This is a genomic window from Streptomyces sp. NPDC051582 (assembly GCF_040681715.1).
GTDB lineage: Bacteria > Actinomycetota > Actinomycetes > Streptomycetales > Streptomycetaceae > Streptomyces.
Map to the genome: position 1 here is coordinate 53428 of NZ_JBFAZJ010000021.1, position 16419 is coordinate 69846.

Here is a 16419-nt window from a genome sequence, read left to right on the forward strand (position 1 = left end):
AACGGGGAAGGGGCGCGGGTTCCGGTGAACCCGCGCCCCTTCCGCCGTACGCGTCAGGAAGACGCCGGCGGCGGAGTCGGCCCGCCGGGGGCGTCCTTGTGCGCGATCTTGCCCAGGGCGTCCTTCGCCTTGCTCGTACCGGTCTCGATGTGACCGTGGTACTTGCCCTTGGTCTTGGAGTCCACGGCCTTGGCCACCTTGTCCAGGTTCTGGCCGATCTTCCCCTCGTGCTGCTGCGCGAGGTCGCCGACCTTCTCCTTCGCCGGTGCGAGCTTGGCCTTCAGCGTGTCCAACAGGCCCATGGGTCACCTTCCAGTGGCGGTAGCTACGTACGGGCGCCTTCGCCGGTCTCGCTGTCCGCGGCCTTCTCCGCCGACTGCTGCTTCGGGATCTCCACGCCCTCCGGCGCGGCTCCCTCGGACTCCGCCGGCGCGGCCTCGGCGTCGGTCTCGACCCCGGTCTCGGCCTTGCCGTCGGCGGCCGCGTCCTCGGACTCCGTCGTCAGGGCCGCGGCCGCGGCTTCCTCCGTGCTCGCTTCCGCGACCTTGCGGCGAAACCGACTAAAAACGCCCATGTCTACTCCCATAACGTTACTCGTGCGGGTGAAGTTCCGCCGTGTACGGCCCGGCCTCCGCCGGGCGTACGCCCGGCGGAACCTCGCCAGGGCAACGACCCCGCCACCACCCCGTCACGTAACTCGATCGGGTACATGCCGCGGTGTTTGCGAGACTGGGGCGGTGAGCAACGCAGCCCCCGCTCCGCGGGTCATCGCCGTCGTCGGTCCCACCGCGGCCGGAAAGTCAGATCTGGGCGTGGCCCTGGCCCGCCGTTTCGACGGGGAGGTCGTCAACGCCGACTCCATGCAGCTGTACCGGGGGATGGACATCGGCACCGCGAAGCTGACGACCGAGGAGCGCGGCGGGGTCCCGCACCACCTCCTCGACGTCTGGGACGTGACCGAGACCGCGAGCGTCGCCGAATACCAGCGCCTCGCCCGCGCCGAGATCGACAAGCTGCTCGCCCAGGGCCGTACGCCCGTCCTCGTCGGCGGATCGGGCCTGTACGTGCGCGGCGCCCTCGACGCCATGGAGTTCCCCGGCACCGACCCCGAGGTCCGGGCCCGGCTGGAAGCGGAGGTCACGCTGCGCGGCCCCGGCGCCCTGCACGCCCGCCTGGCCGCCGCCGACCCGGCCGCCGCCCAGGCGATCCTGCCCAGCAACGGCCGCCGCATCGTCCGCGCCCTGGAGGTCATCGAGATCACCGGGAAGCCCTTCACGGCGAACCTGCCCGGCCACGAGTCGGTCTACGAGACCGTGCAGATCGGCGTGGACGTGGGCCGACCGGAGCTGGACGAGCGGATCGCGCTGCGCGTGGACCGGATGTGGGAGGCCGGGCTGGTCGAGGAGGTCCGCGCCCTGGAGGCCCGGGGGCTGCGCGACGGAGTGACCGCTTCCAGGGCGCTCGGCTACCAGCAGGTGCTGTCCGCCCTGGCCGGCGAGTGCACCGAGGACGAGGCCCGGGCCGAGACCGTACGGGCCACCAAGCGCTTCGCCCGCCGCCAGGACTCCTGGTTCCGCAGGGACCCCCGCGTGCACTGGCTCAGCGGTGCGGTGGCCGACCGGGGAGAACTCGTCGGACTCGCGCAGTCGTTGGTCGAACGAGCGGTCACAGCCTGATCACGTGATGGCATCGGGACGCCCCTCGCGCCCGTTCGGGGCCCCGAGCCGTGCCATCATCAAATTCCGCGGGTGCGGTCACCGGCGGTGAACAGCGGCGTACGAAGTCCGAGTGGGGAGGGCGCGTGGCGATGGAGGCCGGCCCTCGCGACACCGGGCAGGACGGCACGAGGCGGGACGCCGACCTCTGGGACGGCGATCCCGTGGTCGCCGAGCCGGATGCCCTCGGCCTGCCCGCCGATCCCGCACGGCTGACCCCCGACGGCCCGGACGCGCCGGACACCGCGGAGGCGGAGGCCGCCGCCGGTCCCGAGTTCGAGGTCGAGCTGCGCCCGCAGCGCCGGCTGCGCATCTGGCAGATCGCCCCGATCGTGATGCTGGCCGCCGCCGGCTCCCTGATGTTCGCCTTCCCGCTCGCCTTCGAGTTCGGCGACGGCGGAGCCGTGGTGGCCATGCTCGGCTTCCTCATCTGCTGCTGCGCCGGCGGCTGGGGCATGATGGCCGCCCGCCGCGTCGGATACACCTGGCCCGGGCTGCCGGCCCGGGGCAGCGGCCGCCGCCCCGACTGGCGGATGGCCGGGCTGTACGCCCTGATCGCGCTGGCCGTCGTGGCGCTGGCCGTGTACCGGGTCGCGCGGCTGCGCTAGAAGCGGGCCGCTGCTCCCGAAGGTGCCGCCGACCTGGTCGAACGCCCCGCTCGGTACCATGGGCGCGTGACGCAGACGAGCCTCTCCTTCCTCAAGGGCCACGGCACCGAGAACGACTTCGTGATCGTCCCGGACCCGGACAACGCCGTCGAGCTGCCCCGGGCCGCCGTCGCGAAGCTGTGCGACCGGCGCGCCGGCATCGGCGCGGACGGGGTGCTGCACGTCGTCCGGTCCGCCGCGCACCCCGAGGCCGCGCACCTGGCCGACGAGGCCGAGTGGTTCATGGACTACCGCAACAGCGACGGCTCCATCGCCGAGATGTGCGGCAACGGCGTCCGCGTCTTCGCCCGCTACCTCCAGTACGCCGGCCACGTCGAGCCCGGCGACCTCGCCGTCGCCACCCGCGGCGGCGTCAAGCGGGTGCACCTCGACAAGAGCGGCGACGTGACGGTCTCCATGGGCCGCGCCGTCCTCCCCGAGGAGCAGGTCACCGTGACCGTCGGCGAACGGGCCTGGCCCGCCCGCAACGTCAACATGGGGAACCCGCACGCCGTCGCGTTCGTCGACAGCCTGGACCACGCCGGAAAGCTGCTCGACCCGCCCCCGTTCAGCCCGGCCGGGGTCTACCCGACGGGTGTCAACGTGGAGTTCGTCGTCGACCGCGGCCCGCGGCACGTCGCCATGCGCGTCCACGAGCGCGGCTCCGGGGAGACCCGCTCCTGCGGCACCGGCGCCTGCGCCGTCGCCGTGGCCGCCATCCGCCGCGACGGCGCCGACCCCGCCGTTACCGGTCGGCCCGTCACGTACACCGTCGACCTCCCCGGCGGCACGCTCGTCATCACCGAACACCCCGACGGGCAGATCGACATGACGGGACCGGCCGTCATCGTCGCCGCGGGCGAGTTCGACACGGCCTGGCTCACCGAAACGGCTTTCGGCTGAGTCTTCCCTCTAATGGGTGATCCGTTTCACGCTGAGCGAGAGGCGGACTGCGCCACGTGGTGGGGTCGGTAGCATCAGGCACCGGCCCTGAGGGCTCACCCCATGCCCGCCACCGCCGGTCGAAGCCGCCGGAGGTGCCCATGAGTGCAGAGGCCACGAACCCCGAAGCACGTCCCGAAGCGCGCCCCGAACTCCGCAGACGGGGTCGAACCCGCCTTGACCTGCGGCGACTCGGGCGCGCTGCTCTTCTCGGACCCACGTCCCGAGACCGGCTCCCCGACGCCATCGGCCACGTGGCCGAGGCGCACCGCGCCCACCACCCGGACGCGGACCTGTCCCTCCTGCGGCGCGCGTACCTGCTCGCGGAGTCCTCGCACCGCGGGCAGATGCGCAAAAGCGGTGAGCCGTACATCACACACCCGCTCGCCGTCACCCTGATCCTCGCCGAACTCGGCGCCGAGACAACGACCCTGACGGCCTCTCTGCTCCACGACACGGTCGAGGACACCGAGGTGACCCTCGATCAGGTCCGCGCCGAATTCGGCGACGAGGTCTGCTTCATCGTCGACGGCGTCACCAAGGTAGAGAAGATCGACTACGGGGCCGCCGCCGAGCCCGAGACCTTCCGCAAGATGCTCGTCGCCACCGGCAACGACGTCCGCGTCATGTCCATCAAACTCGCCGACCGGCTGCACAACATGCGCACCCTCGGCGTGATGCGCCCCGAGAAACAGGCGCGCATCGCCAAGGTCACCCGCGACGTCCTCATCCCGCTCGCCGAACGGCTCGGCGTACAGGCCCTCAAGACCGAGCTGGAAGACCTCGTCTTCGCGATCCTGCACCCCGAGGAGTACGAGCACACCCGCGCGCTCATCGCGGCCCACGCCGGGGAACGCGACCCGCTGCCCGCCATCGCCGAATCCGTACGCGTCGTTCTGCGGGAGGCCGGCATCGCCGCCGAGGTGGTCGTACGGCCCCGGCACTTCGTCTCCGTCCACCGCATCGCCCGGGGCCGCGGCGAACTGCGCGGCTCCGACTTCGGCCGCATCCTCGTCCTCGTCGGCGAGAACGCCGACTGCTACGCCGTACTGGGCGAGCTGCACACCTGCTTCACCCCGGTCGTCTCGGAGTTCAAGGACTTCATCGCCGCCCCGAAGTTCAACCTCTACCAGTCGCTGCACACCGCCGTCGCCACCCCCGAGGGGTACGTGGCCGAAGTCATCGTCCGCACCCGCCAGATGCACCGGGTCGCCGAGGCCGGCGTCGTCGCCCTCGGCAATCCCTACGCCACCGCCCCGGCCGCCGAGGCCTCCCCCGACTGCGACGAGGAGCGGGTCGACCCGACCCGGCCCGGCTGGCTCTCGCGCCTCCTCGACTGGCAGCAGTCCGCGCCCGACCCCGACACCTTCTGGAGCGTGCTGCGCGCCGAGCTGGCGCAGGACGGCGAGATCACGGTGTTCCGTGCCGACGGGGGGACGCTCGGTCTGCCCGCCGGGGCCAGCTGTATCGACGCCGCCTACGCGCAGCACGGCGAGGCGGCGCACGGCTGTATCGGCGCCCGGGTCAACGGGCGCCTCACCTCCCTGGCCTCCCGGCTCTCCGACGGGGACACCGTTCAGCTGCTGCTCGCCCAGGACGCCTCCTCGGGGCCCGCCGCCGACTGGCTGGAGCACGCCAGGACCTCGGCCGCCCGCATCGCCATCGGCAGCTGGCTCCAGGCGCACCCCGACACCGCGAAGCCCGCCGCCACCCCCGCCCGGGCGCCGCTGTCCGTGGTGGGAGCCCGGGGCGGCGGCGGCAACGCCGTGGCCGACCTCCCGGACGCCACCGTACGGCTGGCCGGCTGCTGCACCCCGGTTCCGCCGGACGCCGTCGCCGGGTTCGTCGTACGGGGCGGGGCCGTCACCGTCCACCGCATCCACTGCGCGGCGGTGGCCCAGATGCGCGCACTGGGGCGGACCTCCGTCGCCGTGCACTGGCGGGCCACGGCGGACTGCCGGGTCACGCTGCTCGCCGAATCGTTCGGCCGCCCGCACCTGCTGGCCGACCTGACCGAGGCCATCGCCCGCGAAGGGGTCGAGGTGGTCTCCGCGACCGTGGAACCGCCCGTCGAGCAGCGGGTCCGCCACACGTACACCCTGCAACTGCCCGACGCGACCGGGCTGCCGTCCTTGATGCGGGCGATGAGGGACGTGCCGGGGGTCTACGACGTGCGCCGGGCCTAGTAGGCCGCCCGGGCGGCGCCAGGCCCGGGCGCACGGCCCCGGAAGGTCCCGTTCGGGTGGAACCGTCGCGCGCCGTACGCGGCCGCGCGGCGGGCGCTGGTAAGCGGTGGGGGATGCAGCTCTCCTCCCCGCGCCTGCGCGCCGCCCTGCTCGCCGCGGCCTCCCTCACCCTCGTCGCCGCCGTGCTGCCCCCGCCGAAGCCGCTGGGCATCGGCGACACGCTGTTCCCGCAGCTCGGGAACCCCGGGTACGACGTCCTCTCGTACGACCTGTCCTTCACGTACAAGGACAACAAGAGCCCGCTCGACGCGATCACCGTCATCGACGCCCGCGCGCTGGAGCCGCTGGAGCGGATCAACCTCGACTTCACCCACGGCACGGTGGCCTCCGCCCGGGTCAACGGCGAACCGGCGCGCTTCGAGAGCGCCGGCGAGGACCTCGTACTCACCCCGGCGAGCCCGGTCACGGCGAACGTGCCGCTCCACATCGAGATCCGGCACACCAGCGATCCGCGCGGCATCGCCGACGGGGGCTGGGTGCCCACCGACGACGGCCTGGCCATGGCCAACCAGGCCGACGCCGCCCACCGGGTCTTCCCGTGCAACGACCACCCCGCCGACAAGGCCTACTTCACCTTCCGGATCACCGCCCCGGCCGGCCTGACCGCCGTCGCCAACGGGGTGCAGGGTGCCCTCCCGGCCCCCCGGGCCGGGGGCGCGACCACCTGGACGTACCGCACCCTGCACCCGATGGCCACCGAGCTCGCCCAGGTCTCCGTCGGCGAATCGGCGGTGGTGGAGGCCACCGGCCCGCACGGGCTGCCGCTGCGCAGCGTGGTCCCGGCCGCCGACCGGGGGCGGCTGGACCCCTGGCTGAAGAAGACCGCCGGGCACGTCCGGTGGATGGAGGCGCGCGTCGGCGCCTACCCCTTCGAGAACTACGGGGTGCTGATCGCGAAGGCCAAGACCGGCTTCGAGCTGGAGACGCAGACCCTCTCGCTGTTCGAGAACGGCCTCTTCTCGGGGGTGGGCTACCCGGCCTGGTACGTCGAGGCCGTGATGGTCCACGAGCTCGCCCACCAGTGGTTCGGTGACAGCGTCACCCCGCGCACCTGGTCCGACCTGTGGCTCAACGAGGGACACGCCACCTGGTACGAAGCCCTGTACGCGGACGGCCTCGGCAAGTACTCCATGGAGCGGCGCATGCGCGAGGCGTACCAGCGCTCCGACCAGTGGCGGGCGGCCGGCGGGCCCCCGGCCGCGCCGAAGGCCCCCGCTCCCGGGGAGAAGGTCGGGCTCTTCCGGCCTGCGGTCTACGACGGCGCCGCGCTGATCCTGTACGCGCTGCGGCAGGAGATCGGCGAGAAGGCCTTCGACCGGGTCGAGCGGCGCTGGGTGGCCGAGAACAAGGACGGAACGGCCGGCACGGAGGACTTCGTGCGCCTGGCCTCGGAGGTGGCCGGACGGGACCTGACGGCCTTCCTGAAGCCGTGGCTGTACGGGACGACCACCCCGGCGATGCCCGGGCACCCGGAGTGGGGCGGCCCGAAAAGCGTGTGACCCGCGGGGAGCGGGCATGTCACCATCGACAGGGCCGGTCGACGCGGCCGCACGCCGGGGGAATCTCCCGGCGATGCGACACGTTGGACGTGACAGAGTGAGAGTCACGCTCACACCCGGCCGCGACCATGCGTGACACGGCCGCATTCGACATCGACGTAAGGATCCAATGACCTCCTCTTCTTCCCCTTCCCAGGACGCGCGGGACGCACAGGACGTGCCGGACCCGCAGAGCTTCACCGAGAGCCTTCGGGCCGACGCCCTGATGGAAGAGGACGTCGCCTGGAGCCACGAGGTCGACGGAGACCGGGACGGCGAGCAGTTCGAGCGCTCCGAGCGCGCGGCGCTGCGCCGAGTGGCCGGCCTCTCCACCGAGCTCGAAGACGTCACCGAGGTCGAGTACCGCCAGCTGCGCCTGGAGCGCGTCGTGCTGGTGGGCGTCTGGACCTCCGGAACGGTGCAGGACGCCGAGAACTCCCTCGCGGAGCTCGCGGCCCTCGCCGAGACGGCCGGCGCCCTCGTGCTCGACGGTGTGATCCAGCGCCGCGACAAGCCGGACCCGGCCACCTTCATCGGCTCGGGCAAGGCCCGCGAACTGCGCGACATCGTGCTGGAGAGCGGGGCCGACACCGTCGTCTGCGACGGCGAGCTCAGCCCCGGCCAGCTCATCGCCCTCGAAGACGTCGTCAAGGTCAAGGTGGTCGACCGGACCGCCCTGATCCTCGACATCTTCGCCCAGCACGCCAAGTCCCGAGAGGGCAAGGCACAGGTCGCCCTCGCGCAGATGCAGTACATGCTGCCGCGCCTGCGCGGCTGGGGTGCCTCGCTGTCCCGGCAGATGGGTGGCGGCGGCGGTGGCGGCATGGCCACCCGAGGCCCCGGTGAGACCAAGATCGAGACCGACCGGCGCCGGATCCGCGAGAAGATGGCGAAGATGCGCCGGGAGATCGCGGACATGAAGACCGGCCGCGACATCAAGCGGCAGGAACGCCGCCGAAACAAGGTGCCCTCGGTCGCCATCGCCGGTTACACCAACGCGGGCAAGTCCTCGCTGCTCAACCGCCTCACGGGCGCGGGCGTGCTGGTGGAGAACGCGCTGTTCGCCACCCTCGACCCGACCGTGCGCCGGGCCGAGACCCCCTCCGGCCGGATCTACACCCTGGCCGACACGGTCGGCTTCGTCCGGCACCTGCCCCACCACCTGGTCGAGGCCTTCCGCTCCACGATGGAGGAGGTCGGCGACTCCGACCTCATCCTGCACATCGTGGACGGCTCGCACCCGGCCCCGGAGGAGCAGCTGGCGGCGGTGCGCGAGGTCATCCGCGAGGTCGGCGCGGTCAACGTGCCCGAGATCGTGGTGATCAACAAGGCCGACGCCGCGGACCCGCTCGTACTGCAGCGCCTGCTGCGCATCGAGCGCCACTCCATCGCCGTCTCGGCGCGCACGGGGCAGGGCATCGAGGAGCTCCTCGCGCTCATCGACTCCGAGCTGCCGCGGCCCGAGGTCGAGGTCGAGGCGCTCGTGCCGTACACGCGCGGCTCGCTGGTCGCCCGGGCACACGCCGAGGGCGAGGTGATCTCCGAGGAGCACACCCCGGAGGGCACCCTGCTGAAGGCGCGGGTCCACCAGGAACTCGCCGCGGACCTGGCGCCGTACGTGCCGGCCAAGCGCTAGCGCCGGCGCCGACGGACGAGCGGACGCACGACGGAGGGCCCCCTGCGGTGCAGGGGGCCCTCCGTCCGTTCCGTGTACTCGGGCGGGACTACTTGAACTTGGCGCTCACCGCGTCGAAGATCCCCTTGGCTTCGGGGCCGAGCCGGGGTCCGGCCAGCCAGCCCGCCTTGGCGGGGCCGATCGAGGTGTTCGACACCAGCGCCGGCTTGCCGTCACTGCCCGTGGCCACCCAGCCGCCGCCGGAGGAGCCGCCGGTCATCGTGCAGCCGATGCGGTACATCACCGGGGTGTTCGCGGCCAGCGACAGCCGGCCCGGCTTGTCGGCGCACTGGAAGGCCTTCTGGCCGTCGAACGGGGCCGCCGCCGGGTAGCCCGTCGCCGTGATGCTCGCGACCTTCGGCACCGCCGGGGCGTTGAACTCCACCGGGAGCGCCGCGCCGACCGTCTCCTCCAGGGACTTGCCGCTGCTCTTCTCCGGGGTCACGTGCAGCACCGCGAAGTCGTACGGGGCGCCCGCGCCACCGGTCGGACCGCCGTTGGCGATCCACTGGTCCGAGGTCTGCGCCCAGTCGCTCCACCACACGCCGTAGGGGGCCACCTGCTCGCGCGGGGCGCCCTTGAGCTGCGCGGCCGGCTTGCCCGCGTTGTTGTACGAGGGGACGAAGGCGATGTTGCGGTACCAGCCGCCGGACTTGCCCGCGTGCACGCAGTGGCCGGCCGTCCAGACCATGTTGGACTTGCCCGGGTGGGCGGGGTCCTTCACCACGGTCGCCGAGCAGACCATGGAGCCCTCGGGGCCGTCGAAGAACACCTTGCCGGACACGGGAACGCTGCTGTGGTACGGCGCGCCGGCGGCCTTGGCCTGTACCGGCACGGGGGTCGGGTCGGTGACGCCCTGGTCCTTGCCGGCGTCGGGGTCGACGGCCGGGGGCTGCGGGGTCTTGTCGGCCTCACGCATCCGGTCCGGGTCCCAGAGGTCCTCGATGATCGGGTTGATGTAGTCGCCCGCCTCGCGGAGCCAGTCCTCCTGGTTCCAGTTCTTCCACGCACCCCCCTTCCACTTCTCCAGGTCGATGCCGTGCTGCTTGAGCCTCTCCTTGAGCTGGTCCGGGATCTTGATCCCGTCGGCTCCGGACGGGAGGCTCGCCGCCACGGTCGGCTTGGCGTCGCCGCCGGCCTCCCCGTCGCCGGGTCCGCAGGCCGCGGCGGTCATGGCGAGTGCCGCCGCGCACAGGATCGCGGTGACCGGTCGGTTCGGTCGCATGTCGTGAATCCCCCTGGTGATTCTGGGTGTCAGACGCGGTGCAGTTGAGGTGCGTGGGACACGCGAGGTGCGTGCCGCAGGGTGCAGCACCCCACTATGCCGCTGCCGTTGGGGACGGCACAGCCCGGGGCCGCGGTTCCGGAACCGCGGGACGCTGCGCAAGGACGCCGCGCAGTCCGGGCGAATCGGGGCGAAGTCCCGGAGGGTCCCGGAGGGTCCCGGAGGAACAAGGATCTTGGCGCCACCCGTGATCCGCCGCCGTCACCGTCGTTGGTACGTACGGGGGATGGGGGGCGGCGTTCATGTTCGAAGCGCAGTCCGATGGAGCAGTCCGTGCGGGAGGTCCGACAGTCGTGGCTTTGACCGAGCAGGGCGCGGCTGCCGCGCAGGTGCCGTCACAGGGAACCCGGGCCGTGGGACCCGGCGCGGTGGAGGGCATCCTGCGGCGGCAGGCGATGCGGGAGTCCGCAGCCCGGACGTACGCGCGCTCGCTGCCCATCGTTCCGGTGCGCGCCCGCGGGCTGACCATCGAGGGCGCGGACGGGCGGCGCTACCTGGACTGCCTCTCCGGGGCCGGCACCCTCGCCCTCGGGCACAACCATCCCGTGGTGCTCGAAGCCGTACGGGGCGTCCTCGACTCCGGAGCCCCGCTGCACGTCCTGGACCTGGCCACCCCGGTCAAGGACGCCTTCACCACGGAGCTGTTCGCCTGCCTCCCGCCGGAGCTGGCCGCCGACGCCCGCATCCAGTTCTGCGGGCCCGCCGGGACGGACGCGGTGGAGGCCGCGCTCAAGCTGGTCCGCACGGCCACCGGGCGCTCGGGGCTGCTGGCCTTCACGGGGGCGTACCACGGGATGACCGCCGGGGCGCTGGGCGCCTCGGGCGGAGCGCCGGACGTACGGGTGACCCGGCTGCCGTTCCCGCAGGACCTCCGCTGTCCGTTCGGGATCGGCGGTCCCGAGGGGGCGCGGCTCGGGGCCCGTTGGACCGAGAGCCTGCTCGACGACCCCAAGGGCGGGGTGGCGACGCCCGCGGCGATGATCGTCGAGCCGGTGCAGGGCGAGGGCGGGGTGTTCCCGGCCCCGGACGCGTGGCTGCGCCGGATGCGCGAGATCACCGAGGCCCGGGGGATCCCGCTGATCGCCGACGAGGTGCAGACGGGGGTGGGCCGCACCGGCGCCTTCTGGGGCGTCGACCACGCCGGGGTGGTGCCGGACGTGATGGTCCTGTCCAAGGCGATCGGCGGCAGCCTCCCGCTGGCGGTGATCGTGTACCGGTCGGGTCTGGACGTCTGGGCCCCGGGGGCCCATGCCGGCACGTTCCGTGGCAACCAGCTGGCCATGGCGGCCGGGACGGCCACCCTGGCGTACGTACGGAAGAACCGTCTCGCCGAGCGCGCAGGGGTCTTGGGCGAGCGGATGCTGACCGCCCTGCGCGGCCTGGCCTGCGAACACCCCTGCATCGGGGACGTCCGGGGCCGCGGCCTGATGATCGGCCTGGAACTGGTCGACCCGGAGACCGGGGCCACGGCGCCGGTCCTCGCCGCGGCGGTGCGCCAGGAGTGCCTGGACCGCGGCCTGATCGTCGAGCTCGGTGGCCGCAACGCCGGCGTGGTCCGCCTGCTGCCCCCGCTGACCCTGACCGACGACCAGGCCGCGGCGGTCCTGGACCGCCTGTCGGACGCCATCCCGGCGGCCGCCTCCCGACAACTCCACTGACCGCGAGGACCCCTGCCATGCCCGAAGCCCCCCTCTCCGCGCCGCCCGGCGCCCCCGCCGGACCGGGCGGGAGCGCCGGGACCGCCAGACCCGAGGCGACCGACCGGCTCGCCGCCCCCGCGCCCGGTGCCGCGCCGACGCAGACGGCAGAGCCCGTGCCCGCAACGGTGACCGGGGCCGTGCCCACGACCGGGGTCGGCGGCGCGGGCCGCGCGGGCAGTGTGCCGCGCCAGGAGAACGGCATGCTGTGGCACCGGATCGGCACCGGCGCTTCGGCCGGGACGGCCGACCCGCTGGACCATCCCGATCCGGGCCTCGCCGCCGAGGCCGCCTCCGTGGAGAACCTGCTGCGGTGCTGGGTCCGGGAGAACGGGATCCGGCGCCCGGGCGTCGGCGTGCTGCGCATTCCCCTCCCCGCCTCCGGCACCGCCCTGCTCGCCGCCGTCCGCCACTGGTCCGCCACCGGCTGGCACCGCTTCGGCCCCGCCCGGCTCGAAGGCACGCCCGCCCACGCCCCCGCCGTGGACGCCGCCACCGTCGCCTCGCTGCTCGCCCGCGAGGGCGGCTCCGAAGGGCGCGGCGGCGCCGACCTCGTCGGCCGGGTCTGCGACTCGGTCCGCCGCACGGCCGAGTTCATCGCCGACCGGCGCGAACGGCCCACCCCGCCCGAGCCCGTCGCCGGTGACCTCTTCCTCACCGCCGAACAGTCCCTCCTCCTCGGCCACCCCCTCCAGCCGGACCCGAAGAGCCGAGAAGGACTCTCCGAGGCCGAGATCCGCCGCTACTCACCCGAACTCCACGGCTCCTTCCCCCTGCACTGGCTCGCCGTCGCCCCCTCCGCCCTCGCCACCGACTCCGCCTGGACCGAACGCGGCCGCCCCGTCGCCGCCGCCCGGCTCCTCGGCCGGCTCACCCCCGGACTCCCCCTGCCCGAGGGCACGACCCCCCTTCCCCTGCACCCCTGGCAGGCCCGCGACCTGCTCCAGCGCCCCGCCGTCACCGCCCTCCGCGACGCGGGACTCCTGTACGACCTGGGCCCGTTCGGCGAACCCTGGCATCCGACCTCCTCCGTCCGCACCGTCCACCGCCCCGGCGCCCCCGCGATGCTCAAGCTCTCCCTGGGCCTGCGCATCACCAACTCCCGCCGTGAGAACCTCCGCAAGGAACTCCACCGCGGCGTCGAGGTGCACCGGCTGCTCCGCACCGGCCTCGCGGAACAGTGGCAGGCGGCCCACCCCGGCTTCGACATCGTGCGCGACCCCGCCTGGATCGCCGTCGACGCCCCGGACGGCACTCCCGTCCCCGGGCTCGATGCCGTCCTGCGACACAACCCCTTCCGCTCCCACGACGACGCCGTCTGCATCGCCGCACTCACCTCGCCCCGCCCATGGCCGGGCCGGGCCACCATGCGCTCCCGGCTCGCCGAGACCATCTCCCGGCTGGCCTCCGCCACCGGGCGCCCGACCGCCGCCGTCGCCGCCGAGTGGTTCCTGCGTTACCTCGACCACGTCGTGCTGCCGGTCCTGGCCTTCGACGCGCTCGCCGGCGTCGCCCTCGAAGCGCACCAGCAGAACACGCTGGTCCTCCTCGACCCGGCCGGCTGGCCGGTCGGCGGCCGCTACCGCGACAACCAGGGCTACTACTTCCGCGCCTCCCGCCGCGCGGAACTGGAGCGCCGGCTTCCCGGTATCGGCAGCGCCAGCGACACCTTCGTCTCCGACGCCGTCACCGACGAACGCTTCGCCTACTACCTCGGCATCAACAACGTCCTGGGCCTCATCGGCGCCTTCGGATCCCAGCAACTCGCCGACGAACGGGTCCTGCTCGCCGCCTTCCGCCGGTTCCTCGGCAAGGCCTCCGGACTCGGACCGCTCCCCACCCGGCTGCTCGACTCACCCACCCTGCGTTGCAAGGCGAACCTGCTCACCCGGCTGGGCGGCCTCGACGAGCTCGTCGGCCCCGTGGACTCCCAGTCCGTCTACGTCACCATCGCCAACCCCCTTCACGATTGAGTGCCGATGCCCTCCACCGACGCCTCCCCTTACGCGCCCACCGCCACCGCTGCCGCTGCCGTCGATCCCGCCACCGCGGGCATCCGGATCCCCGGACGCCGGCTCACCGCCCGGCTGCTGCCCCTGCTCGCCGAGGCCGAACTGCTCGACTCCCCGGCCGGCTGGGGTACCGCCGTCACCCCCGCCGGTCCCTTCCGCCTCGAACCCGTACGCCTCGGCCGCGACCTGGAGCTGCTGACCGGCTGGATGAACGACCCCGAGGTGGCCGCGTACTGGGAGCTCGCCGGCCCCGCCGCCGTCACCGCCACCCACGTGCGCTCCCAGCTCGACGGGAACGGCCACAGCATCCCCTGCCTCGGCGTCCTCGACGGCAAGCCGATGAGCTACTGGGAGATCTACCGGGCCGACCTCGACCCGCTCTCCCGCCACTACCCGGCGCGCCCCCACGACGCGGGTATCCACCTGCTCATCGGGGACGGCACGAACCGCGGCCGCGGTCTGGGTACCGCCCTGCTGCGGGCCGTCGCCAACCTCGTGCTCGACAACCGCCCCCGCTGCACCCGCGTCATCGCCGAACCGGACATCCGCAACACCCCCTCCGTATCAGCCTTCCTCAACTCCGGATTCCGCTGCTCCGCGGAGATCGACCTCCCCGGGAAGCGGGCGGCCCTGATGATCCGCGAGCGAGCCCTGCGCAACCTCATCTGATCCATCCGAGCCTCCCCGTTCACGCCTCACCCTTCGAAAACTCTGCGTCGCGCAGCAAAGTTCCCGATCCCCGAGGAGTCCCGTGCCGAATTTCCCCGCCGCCTCAGACTCCGCCGGCCGCCATTTCGCGGAAGCTGTCGCTCCGCCGTCTCCCCAACACCCCTGCACGCCCCCCGAACTCACCACCGAGACCTGGGAGTCCGCCGCCCGCCGGCTCCTCGCCAAGATGCTGGCCGAGTTCGCCTACGAGGAGATCGTCAGCCCCCTGCGGACTCCCGCTCCGGCCACCGCCGCCGGAGACGCCTGGCAGCTGACCCTCGACGACGGCAGCAGCCTCGGCTTCCGCGCCCGCCGTCGCGTGTACGGCAGCTGGCACGTCGCCCCCGACACCATCACGCTGACCCCGCCGCCCCCGTCCGCGGAGCCCCCGACCTCCTTCGGCGACCCGTTCGCCTTCCTCGTGCGCACCCGCGGCCTCATCGGCCTCGACGGCTCCACCCTCGGCCACCTCGTGCGCGAGCTCAGCGCCACCCTCGCCGCCGACGCCCGCATCGAGCACACCGCGCTCACCGCCGACGTCCTCGCCGATCTCGACCACGCGGAGCTGGAAGGCCACCAAACGGGACACCCCTGGCTCGTCCTCAACAAAGGCCGCATGGGACTCTCCGCCGCCGACACCGCCGCCTGGGCCCCCGAGTCCCGCACCCGCCAGCGGCTGCCCTGGCTCGCCGCCCACACCTCCCTCGCCGCCTACCGCGGCACGGCCGGACTGCAGGACCCGGCCCGCCTCTACGCCCAGGAACTCGACCCCGTCACCCGGGACGGCTTCGACCGGACCCTGCGCGCCCGCGGCCTCGACCCGCTCGGCTACCTCTACCTCCCGGTCCACCCCTGGCAGTGGGACGAGATCGTGCTGCCCCTCTTCGGCCCGGCCCTGGCCTCGGGCGCCCTGGTCCCGCTCCCCGCCGACCCCGACATACGCGTCCCGCAGCAGTCCATCCGCACCTTCCTCAACCTCACCCGCCCCGACCGGCACAGCGTCAAACTGCCGCTCTCCGTCTTCAACACCCTCGTCTGGCGCGGCCTGCCCTCCGACCGCTGCGCCGCCGCACCCGCCGTCACCGCCTGGATCCGGGGCCTCCACGACTCGGACCCCTTCCTCCGCGAGGAATGCCGCGTGGTCCTCCTCGGCGAGGTCGCCTCGGTCACCGTCCGCCACCCCGTCTACGACGAGCTCCCCGAGGCCCCGTACCAGTACAAGGAGCTCCTCGGCGCGATCTGGCGCGAGCCCCTGACCGGCCGGCTCGACCCCGGTGAGCGGGCCCGTACGCTCGCCTCCCTCCTCCACGTCGACCCGCGCGGCCGCTCCTTCACCGCCGAGCTCGTCGCCCGGTCCGGCCTGGCCCCGGCGCACTGGCTGCGGCGGCTCTTCGCCGCCCTGCTGCCCCCGCTGCTCCACTTCCTCTACCGCTACGGCACCGTCTTCTCCCCGCACGGCGAGAACGCCACCGTGATCTTCGACGAGCACGAGGTCCCCGTCCGGATCGCCCTCAAGGACTTCGTCGACGAGGTCAACATCTGCCGCGAACCGCTGCCCGAGCTCGCCGGCGTGCCGGCAGAGGTGCGCGCCGCGCTGCGCGACAAACCCGCGGCCTTCCTGCCCCAGTACATCCACTCCGGTCTCTTCGTCGGGGTCTTCCGCTACCTCTCCGCCCTGTGCGAGGACGGCCTCGGCGTCCCCGAGGAGGAGTTCTGGTCGCTCGTACGGGCGGAGATCCTGCGCCACCACGCCCGCTTCCCCGGGCTCAAGGAGCGCTACGCGCTCTTCGACCTGCTCGGCGAGCGCATCGGGCGGCTCTGCCTGAACCGCAACCGGCTGTACGAGGACGGCTACCGCGACCGCCCCGACCGCCCGCAGGCGGTGGAGTACGGCACCGTGCCCAACCCCTTGTACCGGCCATGAACCCCGGTCGTGGCGGTCACTGTCGGTGGC

At 73.2% G+C, this 16419-nt stretch carries 13 protein-coding genes; 10 read left to right on the plus strand and 3 right to left on the minus strand.

Going from position 1 to position 16419, the window contains the following annotated elements; genetic code table 11:
- Positions 1 to 53: 53 nt before the first annotated feature.
- Both AB0M92_RS25565 and AB0M92_RS25570 read right to left on the minus strand, forming a co-directional pair.
- Positions 54 to 302 (minus strand): antitoxin, encoded by a 249-nt coding sequence (locus AB0M92_RS25565; protein WP_366104613.1) that lies wholly within the window; start codon positions 300 to 302, stop codon positions 54 to 56.
- A 23-nt stretch (positions 303 to 325) separates the two neighbouring features.
- Positions 326 to 574, minus strand: coding sequence for a hypothetical protein (locus tag AB0M92_RS25570; protein ID WP_366104614.1), 249 nt, complete (start codon positions 572 to 574; stop codon positions 326 to 328).
- A gap of 163 nt (positions 575 to 737) precedes the next feature.
- Between AB0M92_RS25570 and miaA the strand changes: the two genes are divergently transcribed.
- The 6 genes from miaA to hflX all read left to right on the plus strand — a co-directional run bounded on the left by miaA (position 738) and on the right by hflX (position 8724).
- Positions 738 to 1676, plus strand: a complete 939-nt coding sequence (gene miaA, locus AB0M92_RS25575) for a tRNA (adenosine(37)-N6)-dimethylallyltransferase MiaA (RefSeq protein WP_366104615.1) — start codon at positions 738 to 740, stop codon at positions 1674 to 1676.
- Between the two features lie 131 nt (positions 1677 to 1807).
- Positions 1808 to 2323, plus strand: a complete 516-nt coding sequence (locus AB0M92_RS25580; RefSeq protein WP_366104690.1) for a hypothetical protein — start codon at positions 1808 to 1810, stop codon at positions 2321 to 2323.
- A gap of 66 nt (positions 2324 to 2389) precedes the next feature.
- Positions 2390 to 3265: a diaminopimelate epimerase gene (gene dapF / locus AB0M92_RS25585; protein WP_366104616.1), complete on the plus strand. Its 876-nt coding sequence runs from the start codon at positions 2390 to 2392 to the stop codon at positions 3263 to 3265.
- A 140-nt stretch (positions 3266 to 3405) separates the two neighbouring features.
- Positions 3406 to 5490, plus strand: a complete 2085-nt coding sequence (locus tag AB0M92_RS25590) for an HD domain-containing protein (RefSeq protein WP_366104617.1) — start codon at positions 3406 to 3408, stop codon at positions 5488 to 5490.
- 113 nt (positions 5491 to 5603) lie between these two features.
- Positions 5604 to 7049, plus strand: coding sequence for a M1 family metallopeptidase (locus tag AB0M92_RS25595; protein WP_366104692.1), 1446 nt, complete (start codon positions 5604 to 5606; stop codon positions 7047 to 7049).
- A gap of 169 nt (positions 7050 to 7218) precedes the next feature.
- Positions 7219 to 8724 carry a GTPase HflX gene (gene hflX / locus AB0M92_RS25600; protein WP_366104618.1) on the plus strand — a complete coding sequence of 502 codons (1506 nt, stop codon included), beginning with the start codon at positions 7219 to 7221 and terminating at the stop codon, positions 8722 to 8724.
- An 88-nt stretch (positions 8725 to 8812) separates the two neighbouring features.
- Here the strand turns inward: hflX and AB0M92_RS25605 are convergent, their stop codons facing one another.
- A complete protein-coding gene (locus tag AB0M92_RS25605) occupies positions 8813 to 9988 on the minus strand; it encodes a hypothetical protein (protein ID WP_366104619.1) in 1176 nt (391 codons plus the stop codon).
- 353 nt (positions 9989 to 10341) lie between these two features.
- Between AB0M92_RS25605 and AB0M92_RS25610 the strand changes: the two genes are divergently transcribed.
- From AB0M92_RS25610 to AB0M92_RS25625, 4 genes are all read left to right on the plus strand, one after another.
- The gene (locus AB0M92_RS25610) at positions 10342 to 11706 is read left to right on the plus strand and encodes a diaminobutyrate--2-oxoglutarate transaminase family protein (RefSeq protein ID WP_366104620.1); all 1365 of its coding nucleotides are present in this window, start codon (positions 10342 to 10344) and stop codon (positions 11704 to 11706) included.
- Between the two features lie 17 nt (positions 11707 to 11723).
- Positions 11724 to 13718: an IucA/IucC family protein gene (locus tag AB0M92_RS25615; RefSeq protein WP_366104621.1), complete on the plus strand. Its 1995-nt coding sequence runs from the start codon at positions 11724 to 11726 to the stop codon at positions 13716 to 13718.
- A gap of 6 nt (positions 13719 to 13724) precedes the next feature.
- Positions 13725 to 14426: a GNAT family N-acetyltransferase gene (locus AB0M92_RS25620; RefSeq protein WP_366104622.1), complete on the plus strand. Its 702-nt coding sequence runs from the start codon at positions 13725 to 13727 to the stop codon at positions 14424 to 14426.
- A gap of 82 nt (positions 14427 to 14508) precedes the next feature.
- Positions 14509 to 16389, plus strand: a complete 1881-nt coding sequence (locus AB0M92_RS25625; protein WP_366104623.1) for an IucA/IucC family protein — start codon at positions 14509 to 14511, stop codon at positions 16387 to 16389.
- Positions 16390 to 16419: the final 30 nt, after the last annotated feature.

What these genes read in the sequence shown, in the direction of transcription:
- AB0M92_RS25565 (WP_366104613.1), bottom strand. Translation starts at nt 302, where the DNA reads ATGGGCCTGTTGGACACGCTGAAGGCCAAGCTCGCACCGGCGAAGGAG.
- AB0M92_RS25570 (WP_366104614.1), bottom strand. Translation starts at nt 574, where the DNA reads ATGGGCGTTTTTAGTCGGTTTCGCCGCAAGGTCGCGGAAGCGAGCACG.
- AB0M92_RS25580 (WP_366104690.1), top strand. Translation starts at nt 1,808, where the DNA reads ATGGAGGCCGGCCCTCGCGACACCGGGCAGGACGGCACGAGGCGGGAC.
- AB0M92_RS25590 (WP_366104617.1), top strand. Translation starts at nt 3,406, where the DNA reads ATGAGTGCAGAGGCCACGAACCCCGAAGCACGTCCCGAAGCGCGCCCC.
- AB0M92_RS25595 (WP_366104692.1), top strand. Translation starts at nt 5,604, where the DNA reads ATGCAGCTCTCCTCCCCGCGCCTGCGCGCCGCCCTGCTCGCCGCGGCC.
- hflX (WP_366104618.1), top strand. Translation starts at nt 7,219, where the DNA reads ATGACCTCCTCTTCTTCCCCTTCCCAGGACGCGCGGGACGCACAGGAC.
- AB0M92_RS25605 (WP_366104619.1), bottom strand. Translation starts at nt 9,988, where the DNA reads ATGCGACCGAACCGACCGGTCACCGCGATCCTGTGCGCGGCGGCACTC.
- AB0M92_RS25615 (WP_366104621.1), top strand. Translation starts at nt 11,724, where the DNA reads ATGCCCGAAGCCCCCCTCTCCGCGCCGCCCGGCGCCCCCGCCGGACCG.
- AB0M92_RS25620 (WP_366104622.1), top strand. Translation starts at nt 13,725, where the DNA reads ATGCCCTCCACCGACGCCTCCCCTTACGCGCCCACCGCCACCGCTGCC.